Below are 17,682 nucleotides of genomic sequence, written 5' to 3' on the forward strand. Positions count from 1 at the left end.
GGATCATTGGAGGTGTCGTAGACCTGCAAACAGTGCCTCACTCGCGCAACCGGTTCGGTAAAATACAGGTGGTGAGCCGATCGGCGCGGCAATATTCACCTCTGCACCGCCCGTAAAACATTCGCCCGTCCACACATGAACCCATTGCCCACCCTGTGGAAGATAGACGATGCGATTTTCCTGTGCGGCTTGCCACACCGGTGCGATGAGCATGTCGGCGCCGTAGAGATAGCTATCCTGAATGGCGTAGGTTTGGGGATCGTCCTGGTAATGCAGGAAAAGCGGGCGTTGAACGGGCAAGCCGCGGTCCACGGCCTCTGCAGAGAGCGACTTGAGGTAGGGCGCGAGATATCGGTAAATCCGCGTCATGCGGGCAAAATGCGCAAGGACTTCCGGGTCTTGATCAATCTGGACATTTTCACGCGGGCGATTTCCCTCATGGCTACGCATGACGGGCGTAAACGCCGCCATTTCGGCCCAGCGCATCAAAAGCTCTGGCGTGCGGACATTGCCGAAAAGGCTGGTGTAACCGCCGATATCGGAATGATGGTAGGCATTGCCCAGCAAACCTGATGACAGTGCCCCGCATATGACGGTGACGAGCCCGTCATGGCGTGAGAAATCGACCGATTGGTCACCGCCCCAGAGGAGCGGGCAATGTTTCTGAACGCCCGTGAAGCCTGCCCGCATGAAAAACAGGGCGTCACCCGTCTTGTCACGCGAGGCCACGGCCTTGGCGTTGACTTCGGCCCACAGGGTCGGCCAGGCATTGTGCATCAGTTTGGCATCGATACCATTCGACAGGTGTACGTCGATCGGCAGATACTCCCCGAAATCCGCCATCCAGCCGGACAGACCGAAATCCAGCATATTCTTACCGACAATCTCTTCTGCAAACCACTCGGCGGCGGCCTCATTCGTGAAATCCACGACACCGCAATCGAATTCGCCGAAATCCACCAGCGCCGTTTTTCCCGCACCGTCTGTGGCGAAATAACCAGCCTTGTCTGCGATCTCAAATAGCGGACCATCGACGCAGAGATAGGGGTTTACGTAGCCCAGAAAGCGAATGCCGCTGTCGCGCAGTTCGCTGATTTTCTGGCGCAATCCAGGATAGCGAGTCTCGTTTGCCTGCCAGTCCCAGAACAATCTGGAACCGAAGGATGTTTGTCTCAGCCCAACCCAGTCCTCACACCAAAGGGCGGAAACTTCCACACCGGCATTTCGCATCGTCTCAAGGCGAGTGAAGGAATTTGCGCCGTCTTTGAGGCCGATGATAGCACCATTATAGACCCAATCAGGCAGGGGCGGTTGGCGACCGAAGCGCGAGGACAGCGTCTCGACCAAGCCCACGAAGGTGTTTGCGGCAAAGAGTTCGATACGGTCGGGGATCGCCCATATCTCGATTTCATGAAAGGCTTTCTGCCGGAAGTCGAAGACGGAATAGGCGCTCGTTTCGACGTGCAGCGCATAGAGCGCCGAAGAAACATAGGTCGGTTGCGGGTAATTGGTGTTGAAGTAATCGCCACCGGCCTTGTCTTTGACGTTGGCCTTGAAGGTGATTTCGCTTGTCGGGTCGCGACCGACACCGGGCTCGGATGTCCAGAGCGGGAAACGGCGTCCACGCATGTCGAAATAGGACATCTGCTCGCCACCGCCCCAGACATGCTCGTCCTCATCGGCTTTGATGCGGACCCAGAGGCGGTTAAGTTTGGGGTCTGTCGCCTCAAACGTGATGGCATTATCAACGACGGTCAGGATGAGACGAGGCGGTTGTCCTGTTGCGTCGGAGAGCAGTATGCGGTTGCCTTCGACCTGGGCGTGGGCGAGCGCGCGGCGTTCGATGACATAGTCTTCGATCTCGAAGTTGCCACGATACATATCCATGCGTTCCTGGCCGGAGCCGATAAAGATCGCAGGCGATGCGTCGCTGTGGTTAAGGACAGCACGGTTGTTCAGGAACAGCGTGAAGCCGGTTTCAGTCTGCTCGAGTTTCATAACACTGTCTTTCAAAGTCTTCGATTTCAGTTGGTCGCAGCACAAAACCGCTCAACCCTTGATGCCGCCTGCCGTCAGGCCGGAGACGACACGCTCCTGGAAGATGACGATGAGAATGGCGACCGGTACGATACCAACGACCAGGGCCGCGGAAATGACGGGCCAAGGAAACGCGAACTCGCCCTGATAAAGCTGGATGCCCACCGGCAGCGTGCGCAAGGACGGGTTGGAGTTGAAGGACAGCGCCAACAGGAACTCGTCCCACGCATTGACGAAGGCAAGAATGCCGGCGGTAAAGACACCGGGCGCGCAAAGCGGCACCACCACCTTGAACAGAGCCCCCATTCGCGTGCAGCCGTCGATCATGGCGGCGTTTTCCAGATCCCGCGGAATGCCCTCAAAGAACGAGACCAGCATCAACGTGCAGACCGGTAGGCTCAGCACCGTGTAGGGAAGCACGAGCGCAATCCAGCTGTTGAGAAGATTGAGTGCGCGCATGATTTCAAACAGCGGTACCAGCAGCGTAACCAGCGGAAAGGTGGAGACGGCGATGATCAGCGACAGGATCAGCCCGCGATAGGCAAGATTGAGCCGCGCCAGCGCATAGGCCGCAAGGACCGAAACGAGCAATGTCAGCGCCGTTGAGAGCAGTGCCACCATGAAGCTGTTGAACAGGAAGATATGCAGCGGCTGATCCGAAAACGCCTGCATGTAGTTTTGCAGCGTCGGCGCATGCGGTATCCAGGTAATCGGCTTTGCGGTGAGTTCCGCTTCTGTTTTCAGCGAAGTGAAAAGGATCCACAGTGCTGGGAACAGGCCATTGATCAGCAGAATCCCGGCGGCGATGAAACGCAGCGGTTTGCCGGAGAGAAAGGACATGGAGCCAGAGGCGGTTTGTGTGCTCATCGCGTTATTCCTTCGTCCTGATCATGCGCAGATAAACGGCTGTCACGCACATGGACATCACGAACATCACGACGGCGAGCGCCGAGCCGTAGCCGAGATCGAGGAACGACACCGTGTTTTGGTGGATATACATGGCAAGCGTTGCGGTCGATGTGCCCGGCCCGCCGCCTGTCATCATGTAGGGAATATCGAAGGTCTGAAGCGCGGTGATGGTGCGGAAAATTAGGGCTACGACAATCGAAGGCTTTAGCAACGGCAGGGTGATCTCGAAGAACTGCCGAAGTCGCCCCGCGCCGTCCACATCCGCAGCTTCGTATAGCGAACGGGGAATGGTTTGCAGACCGGCCAGAATGATCAGCGCCATGAAAGAGGAAGTCTTCCAGATGATGGTGAGGCAAATGGCGGCAAAGGCCCAATTGGGCGAATTGAACCAGATGATGCCTTCAAAGCCGAAACGGTTGAGGACATCGTTGACGACGCCATATTCGGAATGGAAGAACCAGGCGAAGATCAAGCCTGCAAAGGATAAGGGCAGGGCCCACGGAATCAGCAGCGACAGCCGAACGGGCCATTGCATGCCAAAAGGCAGGTTCGCCATCAGGGCAAGACCAAGACCGACAAAAAGCGCACCGGGCACCGTGATCAACGTGATCAGAACGGTGTTCCACGTCGTTTCCCAGAACACCGGGTCTTCGATCATCAGCTGGTAGTTCTCAAAGCCAACGAAGGCGGCAGGCAGGCCCGATGTTAGCGACAGGCTGAAAAAGCTCGTATAGATAAGTCGGCACACCGGATAGACGATGATCAATGCCAGAAGCAGCGCCGCCGGTGCCAGAAGCAGGACCGCCAGCGAACGGTCGCTGAGGTCGAGCCACCGCGTCCAGCTTGGCGATGGTGCTGACTGATCATTTCCAGCTTTGAATGGGGTCGTCATTGCCATGGCTTCGTTCCGAGACATTGAAAGTTCTAGCGGCGATGCAAAGCGTCGCCTCCAGAGGTCAGGCCATTTTAAGAAAAGGTCTCTCCTCCCCGAAAGCAGGAAGGAGAGACATGTAGCAGCTTAGCGCAGAATACGCTTCAAGCGGGCTTCGATCTGGTCGGCACCCTGCTCCGGCTTGGACACACCTGCCAGAACCGAGTTGACCGTGGTGCGGATGACTTCGCTGACTTCGTTATAACGCGGGGTCACAGGACGAGGCTTGGCAGTTTCGACGACCTGAAGGGCATCGGCAAACCATGGCGCGCTTTTGAGAACGTCTGCGTCCTTGTAAAGACCGGCATAGGTCGGCAGAAGCGAACCGTTGATGGCCATGAACTTTGAAACGTCCTGAGAGGACAGATATTCCACGAGCTTCTTGGCTTCATCCTGATGCTGGGAATAGGCAGAAACACCCCACTCCCAACCGCCAAGGCAGGTCGCCTGCTCGCCACCAGTCACAGCGGGAAGGCGCGCAACGCCGACCTTATCGGCAACGGCGGATTCCTTGCCTTGAGCCTGCGCCCAGGCATAGGACCAGTTCACCGCAAAGATGGCGTTGCCAGCCTGGAATTCCTTACGGGTATCATCCGTGCCGACTTCGGCGATGTTCTTCTTGGACACGCCGTCATCAACAAAGCTTTTCCAGAGGCTCAGCGATTTGATCGCGGCATCGCGGTCGAAGGTCAGCTTACCGTTTTCGGTCAGATTTTTGCCCTGGCTCCAGTAAGGCAGCAGGAAGGTGCAGACCGCGCCTTCGATCGCCTTGCCCTGAAAGGAGAGGCCCTGAAGGTTGGCATTGCCCTCCCCTTCGGAAATCTTCTTGGCAGCGGCCTTCAACTCATCCCAAGTCTTCGGCGGCTGGATGCCGTATTTTTCAAGCAGGTCCTTGCGGTAATAGAGGAATTGCGAGTCCGCGAAGGCTGGCAGAGCGATGACTTTGCCATCGACGGTATTGGCACCGGCATAGGCTGGAAGGTAAGCCGACATATCCTTATCTGCGAAATCGCTGGTCCAGCCAGCGGCTGCAAATTGTGCAGGGCGGATGACGTCGAGGATGAGCACGTCGAGAGAAGTGTCCTTCGCGGACATGACCGTATTGAGATACTGCGCCTGCGCTTCGGATGTGTTGCCACCGGTTTCGATCTTGACCTTCACGTCAGGATTGGCGGCTTCATATTTGTCGAGCGCCTGACGCCAGACCTGCGGCTGGTGCTGGCTGGAAATGTAGATGCTGAGTGTCGTCTCGGCAGCGGCTGGCATGGCGAAGGCCAGCATCGTGCCGCAGAAGAGTGCGCCGGTGAATTTCGTAAACGTCATTATTTCCTCCCGTTTGATGTTTGTTTCGCGCGGTCCTGTTCCCCCGCACGCATTGCCGCTTAAATTGCGCGTTCTGTTTCTGCGTCGAAGAGATGGATTTTTGCCGGGTCTACGCCGATTTTCAACGTCTCGCCCGCCTTGATCCGCGTTTCCGGTGGCATACGCGCCGTCAACGTCTCACCACCGATGGCGAAATGAACGAGGGTATCGGAGCCAAGCGGTTCGACAACCTGAACCTGGCAGGTCAGTGACACCTGAGACGCATCTGCACTAAAATGTTCCGGGCGAATGCCGACAATGACATTTCGTCCGTCAATGGCACCGGCCTGACCAGACGAGCGGATTGCCGAAACCGGCAGGCTATCGCCATTGGAAAAAACCAGATTGCCGCCCTCTACCTTGGCTTTCGCAAAGTTCATGGCTGGCGAACCAACGAAACCGCCAACGAAGACGCTGGCTGGCTGATTGTAGACCTCATCCGGCGTTCCAACCTGCTCGATCTCGCCGCCCTTCAGGATCACGATGCGATCGGCAAGCGTCATGGCCTCGACCTGGTCGTGGGTCACATAGATGATCGTCGTCCCCAAAGCTTGATGCAGCTTCTTGATTTCGGTGCGAACCTGTCCGCGCAATTTGGCATCGAGGTTGGACAGCGGCTCATCGAACAGAAACACTTGCGGGCGGCGCACGATGGCGCGACCCATGGCTACGCGCTGGCGCTGGCCACCCGACAATTGTCCGGGCCGTCGATCCAGCAGATGGGAAATGCCGAGCATGTTGGCAGCGTCATCGACACGGGCCGCTGCTTCGCCTGCCGCGATACCGCGCACTTTGAGGCTGAAACCCATATTTTCCCGCACGGTCTTGTGCGGATAAAGCGCGTAGTCCTGAAACACCATGGCGATATCACGCTCGCGCGGGGCCAGCCGGTTGACGACGCGATCCCCGATCCTCACCTCACCGCCGGTGATGGTTTCCAGACCGGCGACCATGCGCAAGGTCGTGGATTTTCCGCAGCCGGAAGGACCGACGAAAACCACGAACTCCCCGTCGTTGATCTCCAGATCGATACCCTTGACGATGCGCAATGCGCCATAGCTCTTTTCGAGCTTGGTGAGCGTAACTGATGCCATTCTTAAACCACCCAACCCTCGGCGACATTGCTCCGGGCTCCTCTTAAAATCAGCATACGCAATGATTTAAGGAAATCAATGGTGTATCAATTTAATTTATTCCGTTTGAATTTAAATTCGATGCGTTGATTTGCAAGCATAAATTCTATTATTTTTAAATTATGGAGTGAGGCAACTCGATTTTTCTGTCGAATGAGCAAATGAGAGAACTCTATCTCAGCCTGTTTACATAACGCGCAACGCGGGGGTCGTACCACGTGTGCGAAACCTCGGCTGCCAAGCCTTCGTGAGAATAGCTGACGCGCAATATGTGAGGAACGGGCTCACCGGCCTTTGGGCCGAACGCCTCCGGTGCCCAATCCGGCACATGGCCGAGGCCAATATGGTCTTCCGCTTTTGCGATCCATAGCCCCAAACGTGTACGATAATAGAGATAGAGCGATTCCGACAGATCCTCGGCTGCGACCTTTTCGATGTAGGAACCGTCGAGCCATATTTCTTCAATCGCCGCAAATTGTCCGGCAATGCGCCTGATCCGACGAATGCGGTGGCCTTCCTGTGACGCGCCGAAGGCTGGCAATGCCGCAGGCTTGACCTCACGGCTGACGCTCAGAATTTCCGCCGTCGGAAAGCCGCCGCCCGCCACCAGTTCAAGGCGGAACATGGCGTAGACGCTTTTAGGATCGGTAACGGCGCGGATGTAATTGCCTGATCCCTGAATGCGCTCCAGCAGTCCGCGCGTGTGGAGTTCGGCCAGCGTCTTTCGAAGCGTTCCGACCGCAATTCCCAGCGTTGTCGCCATCTCGCGCTCCGGCGGAAGCTTCTCTCCATCGATCAACCGACCGGCCGTAATGTCCCGCACCAGTGTCTCCGCAATCTGGAGATACACCGGCAAACTTCCTTTGGAACTCCGCATTTTCAACGCCTTCCTGTGCGCGGGAGAAATAATTGATACATTATTGATTTACTCAATACCTGATGTTAGTTAATTGAGCAACGTCCTGTGAGGAGGATTTCATGACGATTGTTCCCGTAACATCTGCTGATCTGGATGCCGCCGAGGTGTCTTGGTTTTCGGCGCTGTGCTCCGATGACTACGCCTATCTTGGCGTTCCCGATGGCTCTTTGCGCTCCAGTTGGGATCATTGCTCCGCAATCGTCAAAAAAGCCGAAGAGCTTGGATTTCGCAATATCCTGTGCCCATCCTCCTATCAGGTGGGACAGGATACGCTGAGCTTCGTTGCAGGTTGCGCGCCGATCACCGACAAGATCAATATGCTGGCTGCAATCCGCTGCGGCGAAATGCAGCCCATCATGCTTGCCCGCACTGTGGCCACGCTCGACCACATGCTGAAGGGTCGCCTAACGCTGAACGTCATCAGCTCCGATTTTCCGGGCGAAGTTGCAGACAGTGCATATCGTTATAAGCGCAGCCACGAAGTGGTTGAAATCCTGCGTCAGGCATGGACGCGCGAAACCGTCGACCACGACGGCGAAATCTACCAGTTCAAGGGCGTTTCGACCGAACCCGCCCGCCCCTATCAGCAGAACGGCGGACCACTGCTCTATTTCGGCGGCTATTCTCCTGATGCTTTGGAGCTGTGTGGTGCACAGTGCGATGTCTATCTGATGTGGCCGGAAACGAAGGATCAGCTTGCCGAGCGCATGCGTGCCGTCCACGCCCGCGCCGAAGCGCATGGCAGAACGCTCGATTACGGCCTGCGCGTTCACATGATCGTTCGCGATACTGAAAAAGAGGCGCAGGAATATGCCGAGCATCTCGTTTCCAAGCTGGATGATGAATATGGCCAACTGATCCGCAACCGTGCCCATGACAGTATCTCGCTGGGCGTTGCGCATCAGGCCAAGGCACGGGAACTTGCTGACAAGTTCGGCTATATCGAGCCGAACCTGTGGACCGGCATCGGACGCGCCCGTTCAGGCTGCGGCGCAGCACTGGTTGGCTCGACAGACCAGGTTTTGAGCAAGTTGGAAGAGTATCAGAAGATGGGCATTCGCGCCTTCATCCTATCCGGCTACCCACATATTGATGAGGCCGAGCACTTCGGCAGCAAAGTCCTGCCGCAATTGAAGACTTGTTCCCTGCCGCATGTCCACGGGCGTGTGCCCGCAGCGACACCCGCAACACCTCTTGGAAACGGAGACCGTCACTGATGGACCGCATCGAACTTACACCCGAACTGTCACTGAGCCGCATCGTCTACGGAATGTGGCGCGTTGGCGATGACGCCGATACATCTGCGAAGCATGTTCAAGCCAAGATCGAAGCCTGCCTTGCGCAGGGTATAACCACGCTCGATCAGGCCGATATCTACGGCGGCTACACGGCAGAAGCTATTCTTGGTGAAGCGTTCAAAGCTACACCATCGCTGCGCGACAAGGTCGAAATCGTCACGAAATGCGGCATCGTCGCTCCAGCTGGTCGGCATTCCGCAGCCCGCGTCAAGCATTACGATACGTCGGCAGAGCATATCAATGCTGCCGTCGAGGCATCGCTGCGCGATATGGCGACCGATCACATCGACCTGTTGCTGATCCATCGCCCCGATCCGATGATGGACCCTGATGAAACGGGTGCTGCGCTCGACGAGCTGGTCGCGTCTGGCAAAGTTCGCAGCGTCGGTGTTTCCAACTTCCGCCCCTGGGACTTTTCCCTGTTGCAGACGCACATGGAAAACGAACTGGTGACCAACCAGATCGAGCTCAGCCTTGCCGAAACCTCGGCCTTCACGAATGGCGATCTCGCCTATCTTCAGGAGCGCAACCTTGCCGTCATGGCATGGTCGCCGCTAGGGGGTGGCGCGCTGATGAGCGCAGGCGGTGCGGTGGCCGATGCCATGGCGAAAATCGCGGGAGATCAGGGTGTCGACACTGCCGCAGTCGCCATCGCGTGGTTGCTGCGCCATCCGGCAAAAATCCTGCCCGTGCTCGGCACCAACAATCTTCAGCGCATCGCCGCAATTTCGCAGGCAAACCAGGTCACTATGGACAGGCAGATGTGGTTCGAACTCTACACGCTCGCAAAAGGCCACGAGGTGCCCTGATGACATCGCTTAGCAGCATGCAGTCCCATAACGAACACATGTTCGTTCCAGACGCGACAAACACCCGCAGTTTCCGCACGGCGCTTGGCAACTTTCCGACCGGTATCACAGTCGTAACAGCGCAGACGCCTGACGGGCCGATCGGCATGACCGTCAACAGCTTCTCGTCTGTGTCGCTCGATCCGCCGTTGATCCTGTGGTCCCCGGCCAAGACATCGTCGCGGCATGATCTCTTCGCTGGCGCCACGCATTTCGCAATCCACGTGCTGGGTGCCGATCAGGGCGAGCTGAGCAGCCGGTTTACGCGCGGTGGCCTTGGCTTCGAAGAGTTCGCCTGGGACATGAACCCGGAAGGCGTTCCGATCATAGCGGGCACATTGAGCCGTTTCGAATGCGAACGCGCGTCTGTCTATGACGGCGGCGATCACTCGATCCTTCTGGGTCGTGTCCTGCGTGCGGCCCACCGCGACGGAGAACCGCTGTGCTTTGCACGTGGGGCAATGGGCAGATTTGCCGTTGCCTCTTAAGACGCGAAATTCGGCTATGGGTGCAGCGCGGCTATCACGACGAAATAGCTCACCGCGATGAGCAGAAGCAGCGAAATCGTTGAAGCAAGAATGACGCGACCGCCTGCATTGGCCACGGTGCGGATATCGACAGAGAGCCCCAGCCCAGCCATGGCAACGACGGTCAATCCACTGGAGACGGTCAGCAATGTACTCACAACGTTGAGCGGGATGAGGCCAAGAGACCGGATGACCACGACAACCATGAAGCCGATGATGAACCAAGGGACGAGATGACGACAGGAGCTCGTGCGGCCTGCACGCCGGGCAGCCCTGCCCTGAAGAATACCCAGCGTGAAAATGACCGGGCCAAGCATGAGAACGCGCAAAAGCTTGATGACCGTTCCAGTCTGCACTGCAACCAGACCGGCAGGTGTGGCCGCGGCCAGAACTTGCGGAACGGCGTAGACCGTCAGGCCGGCAAGGGCGCCATATTGCGCGGGCCCCATGCCTGCATGAGTGTAGAGGAGCGGCAGAAGAAGAACAGAAGCAACGCCGAGTACTGCCGTGAAGGACAGCGCGGAGGCGACTTCGTCGGAATTGGCCTCGATAACAGGCGCAACCGCGACAATGGCCGAATTGCCACAGATGGAGTTTCCGCAAGCAATCAGCATGGCAAGCCTAGGCGGCAGCCTCAGCAACCGGGCAACCGCGAAGCTCACATAGATCGACAGGGTGACGATAGCCACCACCGAAACAATCAACGTCAGTCCGGCATTTTTGATGGTCGCAAAACTGATCGACGCACCGAGAAGAACGATGGCGATCTCCAGCAAAGTCTTGGAGCTGAAATGGATGCCGGGCCGCCAAGAACATTTGTCGGAAAACATCGTACGGCAGATGATTCCGATGATGATTGCAAACACCAAAGGTTCCAGAAATCCTGCGCCAAACAGGGAGTGCTCGATATGTGCTAGGACATAGGCGGCACCTGCCACACTGACACAGACCGCAAGGCCGGGGATGATCTGACGTGGTCGGGAAAAATTCATAATAGACTGTCTCAACTGATGCTTCAGACAGTTTTTTCACCTAACTTAACTTACTTCCATCGAATAAAATTCTACGTTTCATTCGGAAAAACAGAACGATTTCCTATGACCTTTGAACAACTTGCAATATTCGTCGCTGTGGCAGAACGCGAGCATCTGACAAAGGCGGCGGCTGCGATCCATCTGACGCCCTCTGCCGTGAGCGCATCAATCCGCAACCTCGAACAACATTACGGCGTCGAACTGTTTCACCGGATCGGTCGACGCATTGAACTGACAGCGACAGGGCGCATTTTCCTGGATGAGGCGCGTACGCTCCTTGCGCGGTCGCGATCTGTCGAGCTTATGCTCAGCGAGCTTGGCGGCATGCAACGGGGTTCACTCAGCGTCTTTGCAAGCCAGACGATCGCCAGCTACTGGTTACCGCCGCGCCTGATGGCGTTTCATAACAATTTTCCGGGCATCGAATTGCAGTTGACGATCGGCAATACGCGCACGGTTGCGGATGCCGTCATCACCGGCGAGGCCGACATTGGCTTTGTGGAAGGCGAACTCGACGAACCCGCGCTCGCAGCCTCTATCGTGGCGCATGACGAACTGGTCGTTGTCGTCGGTCCTACCCATCCCTGGGCAGGCAGACAAGCCCTGACTGCCGATGACATAAAAGACGGTCAATGGGTCATGCGCGAAGTCGGCTCCGGCACCCGGTCCGCCTTCGAGGAAACCTTGAGTGACATGGGCATAAAGGCAGACGCGCTCAATATCGTGCTGGTCCTGCCATCAAATGAATCCATTCTCTGCGCCTTGCTGGCAGGCAACGGTGTCGCGACCGTATCCAGACTTGCGGCGCAACAATATATCGAGAGCGGCAAATTATGCGAGGTCAACTTCCCCGCACCCGCCCGCGAATTTCGTCTTCTCAAACACAAGGAACGGCATGCCAGCAAAGCTGCGCTAACGCTTCTCGACATATGTCATAAAGATACGTGACGAAATCGCTCTAAGTCGCGGCGGTCGGAGTGCCGTATCCTACTCCTGAACTTCACCCACAGTGTCTGCAACATGCGCGCCGCGGCTGCCCATTGGCAGTGGATGGCCTGTGGTTGAATCGATCGTTGTCTGATGTTCCAGCTCGGCGTTGATCTCAGCGCCCAGGATCAGGATAATCACGGATATCCAGGTCCACACCATCAAACCGATGACCGCTCCCAGAGTCCCGTAGGTCGCATTATAGTCCGCGAATTTTTCCAAATAAAAGGAGAAGAGAATAGATGCGGTAACCCAGAGCGTGGTCGAGAAGATGGCTCCCCAGGTCAGCCACTGAAACTTTGCTTGTTCGCGGCTGGGACCATACCGGTACAGCATCGTGATGCCGCAACCGACCAGAAGAAGCAGAAGCGGCCAGCGGGCGAACTTGGCCAGAAACTCGGTCCACTGATCCAGCCAAAGATAGGCGAGAACGGCGGGAATAACGCCAACCGCCGTGATCAAGGCAATGGCAATCACCAGAGCACCGATGGTAAAGACCAGCGAATTCAAGTTAAGCCAGATGATGCCGCGTTTTTCTTTTTCACCGTAGGCAATATTCATGGCCTCAAAAAGCGCTTTAATGCCGTTGTTGGCACTCCAAAGCGCCACCAGAAAGCCGGTTATGACACCAATGCTCAGCGTGGAATTCTTCTGTTGGGACAGCCCGTCGAGCTGGCTAACGATGAGATCGAATGCACCTGGAGGCAGTACGGTCGATAGAAACGCGATGTGTTTTGCGATCGTGACTGGATCAGAGAAAACACCGTAGAGCGACACGAGTGCTGCCAGCGCCGGAAACAGTGCCAAAAGCAAATAATATGTCGCGCCAGCGGCAATCAGCGTGACCCGATCGTCGAAAAACTGCGAGAAGACCCGCCAGAAGACGTCGCGATAGCCACGCAACGGTATTTCGCCAGGCGTTTTTGCCAAGCGACCGCGCTCCTCATTCGATCCTTTCGGATCACCGTTGTCACCGCTCACGCATATCACCCATCGCACCCGAAAAGCCAAGTACATCAAACCCACGTCAAGACTCAAGGTGTAATGGTTACAACCTTAAGTCATGTGAGGATGATTAAACCAGCAATCCCTGCCCGCCGTCTATCCAGACCGGGCTGCCGGTGATGTGGCGCGACTTAGTGCCCGCCAGAAACACGATGAGATCTGCCACATCCTCACTGGTGCCGGGGCGACCCTTTGAAATGGGAATCTCGCCCTGCGGCCATTCGACGGGAATGGCCGTCTCGTGCCGGTCACGGATATCAGTGTTGTCATCGATATCGGTTTCAATGGCGCCGGGGCAGACGGCATTCACCCGGATGTCATAGCGGGCAAGCTCGAGTGCCAGCTGCTGGGCCATCGCCAGTTGGCCCGCCTTGGTGACGCTATAGGCTGTCGCTCCCGGCGAGGTAAAGGTTCTCGTACCATTGATGGAAGAGATAATGATGATCGATCCGCCACGGATTTTGAGATGCGGTACGGTTTTGTGGATGGTGAGATAGGTGCCGCGCAGGTTGACGCTCATGGTCTTGTCCCACTCATCCGGCGTCAAATCCTCGATGGGTGCCCACACGCCGTTGATGCCTGCATTGGCAACGACGACATCGATCCTGCCGAAATGGCCTGCCAGTTTCGCGGTGGCCGCGTCCATCTGGGCTTCGTCGGAGACATCTGCGAGCAGTGCGACAGCCTTGAACCCTTGCGCGACGAGCTCATCAACGACTGCATCGAGCTCTTCTTGCGTGCGGCCGAGGACGCCGATGTGATAGCCTTCTCTCGCCAGGGCGAATGCGGTGGCCCTGCCAATTCCAGAGCCCGCGCCGGTGACCAGTGCAACTTTCGCGTCCGTCATTCTGTTCTCCTTGCGATCCGAGTGTTCGGTATTATCCCAAGACCATAACAACACGTTCTCCGTGTTGTTCCCTCAAGACCGAGTACAGATGAATCTCGTTTCGCAAAGCTTTTATCTGAGAGATTCAGTAGCCGTTGCCAAAGACCTAATCGGCTGCGAATTTCGCGTGCACAATACGGCAGGCATCATCGTTGAGACCGAGGCCTACCGCACCGACGATCCGGCATCGCACAGTTTCAGCGGCCCGACCCCGCGCAACCGGGCCATGTTCGGTGACCACGGACACCTCTATGTCTACCGTTCCTATGGTCTGCACTGGTGCGCTAACATCGTCTGCACACCGGGATCTGCCGTGCTAATCCGCGCCATCGAGCCAACCGATGGAATCGACCTGATGAAACTGCGGCGTAACACGGCTGACATTGTCAATTTATGTTCAGGGCCGGGGAAACTGACACAAGCGTTTGGGATCACACGGGATATGGATGGTCTGCCGGTGACGCGCGAGCCGATCACTGTCACACACCATACGGGAACCATCACGGCGATTGAAGGTCCACGCATCGGCATATCGAAGGGCATCGAGCAGCCCTGGCGTTTCGGGCTGGCGGACTCTCGATTTCTCAGCCGCAAATTCTGATCGGCGGTGCGATGACGCTTTTAGACCCGGCGCCCATCACTCCCGAAGACATGGGCATTGGCGAGATCGAAGGAGAGCGGGACTTTTTCTCCCATGCGGAACTGCTTTTGTCCCTCCAGCAGCACCGTCACGGGCTGACCATCGGCGGTGTTGGTATAGATGACGGTCGAGCCGCCGAGATGCTCGACCAGCTGGATATCGCCCTCACCCAGCGTGGCCGATTGCGTTTGCGGCTGGATGTGTTCGGGACGAATGCCGAATGTCAGCGCTTCATCCTGCTTGGCATCCAGCGGCTGGTTCAAGACGATGTGCTGCCCGGCAATCTCGATGGTGCGGCGTGAAGTATCGGACGCGACAAGCTTTGCCGACAGGAAGTTCATTTTCGGCGACCCGATGAAGCCCGCCACGAATTGATTGTCTGGGCTGTTGTAGAGATCGAGCGGACGACCCACCTGCATGATCTTGCCTTCGCGCAACACCACGATCTTGTCGGCCATGGTCATCGCCTCGACCTGATCGTGCGTCACGTAAATCATCGTGCTGCCGAGCTTCTGGTGAAGCTTGGCGATTTCCACGCGCATCTGTACGCGCAGTTCGGCATCCAGGTTAGACAGCGGTTCATCGAAGAGGAAGATTTTCGGCTCGCGGACGATGGCGCGGCCAATGGCCACGCGCTGCCGCTGCCCGCCCGACAGCGCCTTGGGCTTGCGCTGCAGCAGAGGTCCGATCTGCAACACGTCTGCCGCCTTCTGAACGCGCGCCTCGATTTCCGGCTTCTTGTAGCCGGCTGTTTCCAGACCGAAGGCGAGGTTCTTGTAGACGCTCATATGCGGGTAAAGCGCGTAGGACTGGAAGACCATGGCGATACCACGCTTGGAGGCGGCGGTGTCGTTGACGCGCTGGCCATCAATGCGAAGCTCGCCGTCGGAAATTTCCTCCAGCCCGGCAATCATGCGCAACAGGGTCGATTTTCCGCAGCCCGACGGGCCGACGAAAACGGTGAACTCGCCCGGCTCTATCTGAAGGTCGATACCATGCACGACGGGGAAAGCGCCGAAACGCTTGACGATTTTCTCAAGGGTAATGCTGCTAGCCATCTCGTTCCTCGCATCCGGCACTTAAGGCCGCCAGCTCATATATTTCGGATGATCGCGGGTGATCGGCAGGGCGACATCCGTTTTCGTTTCGTTGGAGTGATAGATCGCGGCAATCAGCGACAAAGATCGGCGCGCGTCTTCCGATGTCACCGGTGGCTTTTCGCCGCTTTCCAGCGTGTGGTAAAAGGCTTCCATCTGGCCGGTGAAGCGACGACCGACCGGCACGATGTCTGCCAACAACGCCTCGATCTTGGCGGCGATCTCGTCATTGGCCGGGACGATCTTCCAAGGGCCGTCGCCCGGCGAATAGGGTTCGGTGTTGCTTTCGAACATGACGTTTTCAAACGCCAGTCGCAGGCGGCTGATCTGCTCCTGCGAACCAAGCGTGGAGGTCGATGACACAAGCGCCCCGCTTTCCATCAGGAAGCTGGCCGATACGCAGTCTTCGACCTCGATGGCGTTCACGCGGGTTGCCGTGCGGGCGAAGACGCGCTCGACCGGACCCATCAGATAGGTCAACATGTCATGGATATGGATGGCGTGCGTCATTAGCACGCCGCCCAGTTCGGTCGCCCAACGCCCACGCCATGGGTTGTCGTAATAGGCGGCGTCACGGTTCCAGAATATTTCGGCGGTTCCGGCATAGGGTTTGCCGGCAAGGCCGCTATCTATAATGCGGCGGGCCTGTTGCACGCCCGTTCCATAGCGATACTGGTAGATCGGCATCAGCACGCCCTTGGCGCTGACTTCGGCAGCCGCCACATCGTCCAGTTCCTTCAGCGAACCGGTCAGAGGCTTTTCGCACACAACGTGTTTGCCAGCGGCAAGCGCCTGAAGAACGAGCTTGGTGTGAATGGCGGGCGGGGTGCAGATATCGATGATGTCGATATCATCCATGGCCATTAGCTCATCGGAAGACCGGGTGCGGCCCTCGACGCCGAATTCGTCGGCAACGGCAGTCATACGCGCTTCATCCAGATCGCACAGATAGGCGACTTCGTATTTGTCGGGATGGGCGGCGTAGCCTTCGACGATATGCGTCCTGCCGATGCCGCAGCCGATGATGCCGACCCTGTAACGCTTAGCCATTGTGGTTACCCTCTGCAAATTGTTGAGCTTTGAGAGCGATTTCCATCGCTGCAAAACAGCGCGTCTGCGGCATTGCCGTTTCTGTGCGATTGCGAATATCGGACAGAAGCTGTGGGCCGTAGGGCAGCGGCACGTCTGAGCAATCGACATAATGCATGCCGGTCTTGTCGGTCAGGAACAGATGGTTGGCACCATCGCGTCCGGCCACATCGACATTCTTGCGGATTTCGATCGCGCCTTGCGTGCCGGTGATGAACAGACGTCCATCCCCCCAACTCGACAGGCCATCCGGGGTAAACCAATCGACGCGTATGAAGCCGTCGACGCCTTTGGTGGACAGGTGCATATCACCGCTGTCCTGCAAGCCGGGTGTCTGCGGATTGGCCTTATTGGCGACCTTTGCAAAGAGAATATCGGCCTCCTGCGCATCGGTGAAGAACAGGAACTGTTCGCACTGGTGGGACGCGATATCGACCAGAATGCCGCCGTAACGTTGCCGCTCGAAAAACCAGGCCGGGCGGGTGGAAGCCCGCAGCCGATGTGGCCCGAAGCCCGCCATGGAGACGATCTCGCCGATGGCGCCAGCTGCGACCAGTTCGCCTGCCTTGACGGTGGCACGGTTTTCGAAATGCTCGGAATAGAGCACCGAAAAGATGCGCCCGGTTTCCGCCTGAACCTTTTTGACCTCGTCCAATTGGGCCAGCGTTATCATGCCGGGCTTGTCGACCATGACATCCTTGCCTGCACGCATGACCTCAGTGGCAACCGCCGCCCGCTCGTCAGGAATGCCTGCGCTGATGATGAGATCGATTGTGGGATCGTCCAGCAGACGGCGCTTGTCATCGACGCGGGGAACGTTGGGAAACTCCTGCGCGTACTCTTGCGCCAGATCATCTTCGATGGCGTGAAAACCTACATGCTCGGCACCGGCTGCAAGCATGCAGTTCGTCTGCCCGAAGATGTGATTGTGGTTGATACCGATTGTCGCGAACCGAACGGGCTTCATGGTGCATGCCTTG

17 protein-coding genes are annotated in these 17,682 nt (G+C 57.2%); 5 read left to right on the forward strand and 12 right to left on the reverse strand.

The window, feature by feature from the left end; genetic code table 11:
- Nucleotides 1-3: 3 nt before the first annotated feature.
- The 6 genes from RRU01S_RS17240 to RRU01S_RS17265 all read right to left on the reverse strand — a co-directional run bounded on the left by RRU01S_RS17240 (nucleotide 4) and on the right by RRU01S_RS17265 (nucleotide 7,249).
- Entirely contained in the window at nucleotides 4-1,998 is a 1,995-nt protein-coding gene (locus RRU01S_RS17240; protein WP_045231536.1) for an alpha-glucosidase, read from the reverse strand.
- Between the two features lie 51 nt (nucleotides 1,999-2,049).
- Complete coding sequence (locus RRU01S_RS17245; protein WP_045231537.1) at nucleotides 2,050-2,904, reverse strand: carbohydrate ABC transporter permease; 855 nt, start codon at nucleotides 2,902-2,904, stop codon at nucleotides 2,050-2,052.
- Between the two features lie 4 nt (nucleotides 2,905-2,908).
- Nucleotides 2,909-3,844 carry a carbohydrate ABC transporter permease gene (locus RRU01S_RS17250; RefSeq protein ID WP_045231654.1) on the reverse strand — a complete coding sequence of 312 codons (936 nt, stop codon included), beginning with the start codon at nucleotides 3,842-3,844 and terminating at the stop codon, nucleotides 2,909-2,911.
- 120 nt (nucleotides 3,845-3,964) lie between these two features.
- The gene (locus tag RRU01S_RS17255) at nucleotides 3,965-5,200 is read right to left on the reverse strand and encodes an ABC transporter substrate-binding protein (RefSeq protein ID WP_045231538.1); all 1,236 of its coding nucleotides are present in this window, start codon (nucleotides 5,198-5,200) and stop codon (nucleotides 3,965-3,967) included.
- 59 nt (nucleotides 5,201-5,259) lie between these two features.
- Nucleotides 5,260-6,333, reverse strand: a complete 1,074-nt coding sequence (locus RRU01S_RS17260; protein ID WP_045231539.1) for an ABC transporter ATP-binding protein — start codon at nucleotides 6,331-6,333, stop codon at nucleotides 5,260-5,262.
- Between the two features lie 211 nt (nucleotides 6,334-6,544).
- Complete coding sequence (locus RRU01S_RS17265) at nucleotides 6,545-7,249, reverse strand: GntR family transcriptional regulator (RefSeq protein WP_045231540.1); 705 nt, start codon at nucleotides 7,247-7,249, stop codon at nucleotides 6,545-6,547.
- A 101-nt stretch (nucleotides 7,250-7,350) separates the two neighbouring features.
- Here RRU01S_RS17265 and RRU01S_RS17270 point away from each other — a divergent pair, with 101 nt between their 5' ends.
- The 3 genes from RRU01S_RS17270 to RRU01S_RS17280 are packed head-to-tail and all read left to right on the forward strand — an operon-like array spanning nucleotide 7,351 to nucleotide 9,925.
- Nucleotides 7,351-8,508, forward strand: a complete 1,158-nt coding sequence (locus tag RRU01S_RS17270) for an LLM class flavin-dependent oxidoreductase (protein ID WP_045231541.1) — start codon at nucleotides 7,351-7,353, stop codon at nucleotides 8,506-8,508.
- Nucleotides 8,508-9,398, forward strand: a complete 891-nt coding sequence (locus tag RRU01S_RS17275) for an aldo/keto reductase (protein WP_045231542.1) — start codon at nucleotides 8,508-8,510, stop codon at nucleotides 9,396-9,398. Before RRU01S_RS17270 ends, RRU01S_RS17275 begins: the two co-directional genes overlap by 1 nt.
- Nucleotides 9,398-9,925, forward strand: coding sequence for a flavin reductase family protein (locus RRU01S_RS17280; RefSeq protein ID WP_045231543.1), 528 nt, complete (start codon nucleotides 9,398-9,400; stop codon nucleotides 9,923-9,925). Before RRU01S_RS17275 ends, RRU01S_RS17280 begins: the two co-directional genes overlap by 1 nt.
- 14 nt (nucleotides 9,926-9,939) lie before the next feature.
- Here RRU01S_RS17280 and RRU01S_RS17285 read toward each other — a convergent pair whose 3' ends face one another.
- Nucleotides 9,940-10,956 (reverse strand): YeiH family protein, encoded by a 1,017-nt coding sequence (locus RRU01S_RS17285; RefSeq protein ID WP_045231544.1) that lies wholly within the window; start codon nucleotides 10,954-10,956, stop codon nucleotides 9,940-9,942.
- A gap of 105 nt (nucleotides 10,957-11,061) precedes the next feature.
- On the opposite strand from RRU01S_RS17285, the gene RRU01S_RS17290 reads away from it, so the two are divergent.
- Complete coding sequence (locus RRU01S_RS17290; RefSeq protein WP_045231545.1) at nucleotides 11,062-11,946, forward strand: LysR substrate-binding domain-containing protein; 885 nt, start codon at nucleotides 11,062-11,064, stop codon at nucleotides 11,944-11,946.
- A gap of 39 nt (nucleotides 11,947-11,985) precedes the next feature.
- Here the strand turns inward: RRU01S_RS17290 and RRU01S_RS17295 are convergent, their stop codons facing one another.
- Both RRU01S_RS17295 and RRU01S_RS17300 read right to left on the reverse strand, forming a co-directional pair.
- Entirely contained in the window at nucleotides 11,986-12,975 is a 990-nt protein-coding gene (locus tag RRU01S_RS17295; RefSeq protein WP_045231546.1) for a YihY/virulence factor BrkB family protein, read from the reverse strand.
- An 85-nt stretch (nucleotides 12,976-13,060) separates the two neighbouring features.
- The gene (locus RRU01S_RS17300; protein ID WP_045231547.1) at nucleotides 13,061-13,837 is read right to left on the reverse strand and encodes an SDR family oxidoreductase; all 777 of its coding nucleotides are present in this window, start codon (nucleotides 13,835-13,837) and stop codon (nucleotides 13,061-13,063) included.
- Nucleotides 13,838-13,925: 88 nt separating this feature from the next.
- On the opposite strand from RRU01S_RS17300, the gene RRU01S_RS17305 reads away from it, so the two are divergent.
- Nucleotides 13,926-14,477 (forward strand): DNA-3-methyladenine glycosylase, encoded by a 552-nt coding sequence (locus RRU01S_RS17305; RefSeq protein ID WP_045231548.1) that lies wholly within the window; start codon nucleotides 13,926-13,928, stop codon nucleotides 14,475-14,477.
- Between the two features lie 20 nt (nucleotides 14,478-14,497).
- Here RRU01S_RS17305 and RRU01S_RS17310 read toward each other — a convergent pair whose 3' ends face one another.
- Genes RRU01S_RS17310 through RRU01S_RS17320 form a run of 3 tightly spaced genes read right to left on the reverse strand, consistent with a single transcriptional unit; the run spans nucleotide 14,498 to nucleotide 17,669 of the window.
- A complete protein-coding gene (locus tag RRU01S_RS17310) occupies nucleotides 14,498-15,574 on the reverse strand; it encodes an ABC transporter ATP-binding protein (RefSeq protein ID WP_045231655.1) in 1,077 nt (358 codons plus the stop codon).
- A 21-nt stretch (nucleotides 15,575-15,595) separates the two neighbouring features.
- A complete protein-coding gene (locus tag RRU01S_RS17315) occupies nucleotides 15,596-16,663 on the reverse strand; it encodes a Gfo/Idh/MocA family protein (RefSeq protein WP_045231549.1) in 1,068 nt (355 codons plus the stop codon).
- Nucleotides 16,656-17,669 (reverse strand): Gfo/Idh/MocA family protein, encoded by a 1,014-nt coding sequence (locus tag RRU01S_RS17320; protein WP_045231550.1) that lies wholly within the window; start codon nucleotides 17,667-17,669, stop codon nucleotides 16,656-16,658. Before RRU01S_RS17320 ends, RRU01S_RS17315 begins: the two co-directional genes overlap by 8 nt.
- Between the last annotated feature and the right edge of the window lie 13 nt (nucleotides 17,670-17,682).

The organism is Agrobacterium rubi TR3 = NBRC 13261 (genome assembly GCF_000739935.1).
GTDB lineage: Bacteria > Pseudomonadota > Alphaproteobacteria > Rhizobiales > Rhizobiaceae > Agrobacterium > Agrobacterium rubi.